This window comes from Paracoccus benzoatiresistens (assembly GCF_026913015.1).
In the GTDB taxonomy this organism is placed as follows: Bacteria; Pseudomonadota; Alphaproteobacteria; order Rhodobacterales; family Rhodobacteraceae; genus Paracoccus; species Paracoccus benzoatiresistens.
On record NZ_JAPTYD010000116.1, the window covers coordinates 1 to 4,127 of the forward strand.

At 66.4% G+C, this 4,127-nt stretch carries 3 protein-coding genes and 1 pseudogene; all 4 read left to right on the top strand.

From position 1 onward, the window contains the following. Positions 1 to 1,701 (top strand): sulfoacetaldehyde acetyltransferase (gene xsc / locus OU682_RS23455; protein WP_268944598.1); only part of this gene is annotated, 1,701 nt, incomplete at its 5' end. A 78-nt stretch (positions 1,702 to 1,779) separates the two neighbouring features. Then, a complete protein-coding gene (locus OU682_RS23460; RefSeq protein ID WP_268944599.1) occupies positions 1,780 to 2,799 on the top strand; it encodes a YeiH family protein in 1,020 nt (339 codons plus the stop codon). 13 nt (positions 2,800 to 2,812) lie between these two features. Beyond that, the gene (pta, locus tag OU682_RS23465; RefSeq protein WP_268944600.1) at positions 2,813 to 3,829 is read left to right on the top strand and encodes a phosphate acetyltransferase; all 1,017 of its coding nucleotides are present in this window, start codon (positions 2,813 to 2,815) and stop codon (positions 3,827 to 3,829) included. 2 nt (positions 3,830 to 3,831) lie between these two features. Next, positions 3,832 to 4,127 (top strand): annotated as a pseudogene (locus OU682_RS23470) (hypothetical protein); the annotation flags it as partial.

Sequence of the window (4,127 nt, forward strand, 5' to 3'; positions counted from 1 at the left end):
GCGATGATGCCTGTGTCGGATCTGTTTCCGAAGGCGGGGATCACCTTCTGGGACACTGCGCACGAGACGAATGCGGGTTTGATGGCGGATGGGTTCACGCGCTCGACCGGCAAGATGTCGATGATGATCGCGCAGAACGGGCCGGGCGTGACCGGGTTTGTGACGCCGGTCAAGACCGCCTACTGGAACCACACGCCGCTGCTGCTGGTCACCCCGCAGGCCGCCAACAAGACGATCGGGCAGGGCGGCTTCCAGGAGATGGAGCAGATGCGGCTCTTTGCCGACTGCGTGTGCTACCAGGAGGAGGTGCGCGACCCGTCCCGCATTCCTGAGGTCCTGAACCGCGTCATCATGCAGGCCTGGCGCAACTCGGCGCCCGCGCAGATGAACATCCCGCGCGACATGTGGACCCAGGTGATCGATGTCGAGCTGCCGCAGGTGGTGGCCTTCGAGCGTCCGGCAGGCGGCGAGGAAGCCGTGAAGGAAGCGGCGAAGCTGCTGTCCGAGGCCAAGTTCCCGGTGATCCTGTCGGGGGCGGGTGTGGTGCTGGGAGGGGCGATCCCGGACCTCATCAAGCTGGCCGAGCGTCTGGATGCGCCGGTTGCCTCGAACTACCAGCACAACGACAGCTTCCCCGGGTCGCACCCGCTGGCGGTCGGCCCGCTGGGCTATAACGGCTCAAAGGCGGCGATGGAGCTGATCGCCAAGGCCGATGTCGTTCTGGCACTGGGCACGCGCTTGAACCCGTTCTCGACGCTTCCGGGCTACGGCATCGACTACTGGCCAAAGGACGCCAAGATCATCCAGGTCGACATCAACGCCGACCGGATCGGCCTGACCAAGAAGGTCACGGTGGGCATCCAGGGCGATGCGGGCAAGGTGGCGCGCGGCATTCTGGCGCAGCTGTCCGATACCGCCGGCGACGCCGGGCGCAAGGAGCGCAAGGATCTGGTCGCCCAGACCAAGTCGCGTTGGGCGCAGGAGCTGTCCAGCCTTGATCACGAACAGGACGATCCCGGCACCGAATGGAACGAGGAAGCGCGCAAGCGCGACAGCGACCTGATGAGCCCGCGCCAGGCCTGGCGCGCAATCATGCAGGCAGTGCCGCAGGATGCCATCGTGTCCTCCGACATCGGCAACAACTGCGCCATTGGCAACGCCTACCCGACCTTCGAGGGGGGCCGGAAGTATCTGGCGCCGGGCCTGTTCGGCCCCTGCGGCTATGGCTTCCCGGCGATCCTCGGCGCCAAGATCGGCAACCCCGACACCCCGGTGATCGGCTTTGCGGGGGATGGCGCCTTCGGCATCTCGATGAACGAGATGGTGTCGGTGGGCCGCGAGGACTGGCCCGCAATCACCATGGTGATCTTCCGCAACTACCAGTGGGGTGCGGAAAAGCGCAACACGACGCTGTGGTATGCCAACAACTTCGTGGGGACCGAGCTTGACCGCGACACCACCTATGCCGGCATTGCCAAGGCTTGCGGCGTCCATGGCGTTCAGGTGCGCAGCGCCGAGGACCTGACCCATGCCCTGCACGACGCGGTCGAGCGCCAGATGAAGAACAAGGAAACCACCTTCATCGAGGTCCTGCTGAACCAGGAACTGGGCGAGCCCTTCCGCCGCGACGCGATGAAGAAGCCTGTTCCCGTGGCCGGGATCGACAAGGCCGACATGCGCCCGCAGCGCGGCGCGGCCTGATCCCAACCGCTTTGCAAACCTGACCATCCGGCGCGGACCCTCCGCGCCGGATGGTCCCCTGCACTCAAGGAAAACGCCATGACCAGCATCGACCTGCTTCCTGCCCGCCAGACGATCTCGGACGCCTTTCCGGGCTTTGCGGTGTCGGTCCTGGTGGCGGCGACGGCGCAGTTCCTGTCCGAGCATTACGGCGCGCCGGCGATGCTCTTGGCGCTGCTGCTGGGCCTGGCGCTGAACTTCCTGGCCGAGGACGGCACCCGGACCGCGCCGGGCGTGGCGCTGACGGCGCGCACGGTGCTGCGGCTGGGGGTGGCGCTTCTGGGGGCGCGGATCAGCGTGGACATGCTGGCGGGCCTGGGCGGCCCGGCGATTGCCCTGGTCGTGGCGGGCGTGGTGCTGACCATCCTGTTCGGCCTGATCGCCGCGCGCTTTGTGAATCGCGACTGGCGCTTTGCGCTGCTGACCGGCGGTTCGGTGGCGATCTGCGGGGCCTCGGCCGCCATGGCGATCGCCGCGGTGCTGCCGCGCCATGAACGCTCCGAACGCGACCTGGCCTTTACCGTGCTGTCGGTGACGGTGCTGTCCACGGTGGCGATGGTGCTTTACCCGATGCTGTCGGATCTGTTCGGCTTTACGCCCCGCGACAGCGGCGTGTTTCTGGGCGGCACCATCCATGACGTGGCCCAAGTCGTCGGCGCGGGCTTTTCCATCGGTCCCGAGACGGGCGAAACGGCGACGCTGGTCAAGCTGATCCGCGTGTCGATGCTGGCCCCCGTGGTGCTGTGCTTCTCGCTGGTGATCCGCGCGCGCGGGCTGGCGGACCAGGAGGGCGGCAAGCGCCCGCCGCTGCTGCCAGGGTTCGTTCTGGGCTTTCTGGTGCTGGCGGCGCTGAACTCGGTCGGCGTGATCCCGGCGGTCCTGGCGGACTGGGCGGGCGTTCTCAGCCGCTGGGCGCTGCTGATCGCCATCGCCGCCGTGGGCATCAAGACCTCGCTCAAGCGGATGCTCGATGTGGGTGGCGTCGCCATCGGCCTGATCGTCGCAGAAACCATCTTCCTCGGCGTCTTTGTCGTCGCAGGCCTCCACTTCCTCAGCTGAAAGGCATTCCGCCATGAAACCGCTGGACCGCATCCTCGCCGCGGCACGCGCCAACCCGCGCCACATCATCCTGCCCGAAGGCCGCGATCCCCGTGTGGCAGAGGCCGCAAAGCGCCTGACCGGCGAAGGCCTGGCGCGCGTCAGCCTGATGAACGGGCCGCAGATCGACGGCGTGGCCATGATCATCCCGTCCGAGGCACCGGATCTCGACCACCTGGCCGGTCACTGGCACCGGATGCGGATGGCAAAGGGAATGACCGCCGAACAAGCGGTGATCGAGATGCGCGACCCGATCCGCCAGGCCGCGATGCGGGTCCGGCTGGGACAGGCCGACGGCACCGTGGCGGGCGCGGTGGCGACCACTGCCGATACGGTGCGCGCCGCCCTGCAGATCATCGGCCGCGCGCCTGAGGCGTCGATCGTGTCGAGTTTCTTTCTGATGCTCGCCTGCGACGGCGGCGCGCCGATCAAAGGCGGCATGATCTTCGCCGATTGCGGCCTGGTGGTCGATCCAGATGCCGAGGGGCTTGCCGCGATTGCCCGCGCCTCGGCCGACAGTTGCCGCAAGCTTCTGGGCGAAACTCCGCGAGTAGCAATGCTGTCCTTCTCCACGGCAGGTTCCGCCGATCATCCGAGTTTGATGAAGATCCGCGAGGCGCTGTCCCTGGTCCGTGCCGCCAAACCCGATCTCGAGATCGACGGAGAAATCCAGTTCGACGCGGCCCTGGATGATGCCATCCGTGCCAGGAAGGCACCGAACAGTTCCTTGACCGCACGACCCAACATCTTCGTCTTCCCCGACCTCGCCTCGGGCAATATCGGCTACAAGATTGCCCAACGCCTTGGCGGCCTGACCGCCATCGGACCTATCCTGCAGGGCCTCGCCAAGCCCGCCAACGACCTCTCGCGCGGATGCACAACCGACGACATCGTCAATGCCGTCGCCATCACCGCAATGCAGGCCGGCTCAGGAAACATCGAGCACACATCCGACGGGCAGGGGAAAGACCGCGAACTTGTCCAGCGATAGCGATGGCCGATCTCATCGGCATGTCGTTGGCGCAGTCGCCATTGAAATCCTCGCAAACTGACGGAGCAGATGTGCCAAATACAACTGTCTTTGCCGCCAAGGCGATCCTGACCATGGACCCGAATTGTCCAACCGCCACACATGTCGCGGTTCGCGACGGCCGTATCCTGGCGGTTGGCGACCGGTCCTGTGCCGATCCATGGGGCGGGGGGAAGACAGACGACAGGTTTGGCGAGGCGGTGATCGTTCCCGGCCTGGTCGAAGGACATTCCCACCTGATGGAAGGCGGCCTGTGGCG